We start from the raw sequence: 503 nt of genomic DNA, 5'->3' as shown, positions 1-503 counted from the left end.
CAATGCTGCTGTGGCGCAAGCGGACGTCGCGCGCAACGCCTCGGGCTACGCGGTTTTGCTGGCGGACGCTGATGGCGTGGTGGTGGAAACCCTCGCCGAGCCGGGGCAAGTCGTCAGCCCGGGACAACCGGTGGTGCGACTGGCGCGGGCCGGTCAGCGGGAGGCCATCGTCCATCTGCCCGAGACCTTGCGCCCCGCGCCGGGCTCAACCGCTCAGGCAAAACTGTATGGCGATACGTCGGCTGCCGTCAGCGCAAAACTCCGTCTGCTTTCCGATTCGGCCGACAGTACCACTCGTACGTTTGAGGCGCGCTATGTGCTCGAAGGCAGTTTGGCCAATGCGCCAATCGGCTCGACGGTCACCGTCGAAATTGCTCAGGGTTCTTCGCCAGATCAGGCGCTCAAGGTGCCCGTCGCGGCGATCTACGACCCGGGCAAAGGCCCCGGCGTGTGGGTCATCGCCGGCACACCGGCGACAGTGAGCTGGCGCCCGGTCGAGGTCC

At 66.8% G+C, this 503-nt stretch carries 1 protein-coding gene; it reads left to right on the top strand.

Annotation, left to right across the window (positions count from 1 at the left end; genetic code table 11):
• Window positions 1-503, top strand: a 503-nt coding sequence (locus tag J5M71_RS27385) for an HlyD family efflux transporter periplasmic adaptor subunit (RefSeq protein ID WP_207838682.1), incomplete at both ends; no start/stop codon positions are given.

Source organism: Pseudomonas sp. 43(2021), assembly GCF_017490805.1.
Taxonomy (GTDB): Bacteria; Pseudomonadota; Gammaproteobacteria; order Pseudomonadales; family Pseudomonadaceae; genus Aquipseudomonas.
Note: the sequence above shows the minus strand (reverse complement) of the source record. Positions and strands in the feature narration are given on the sequence as shown.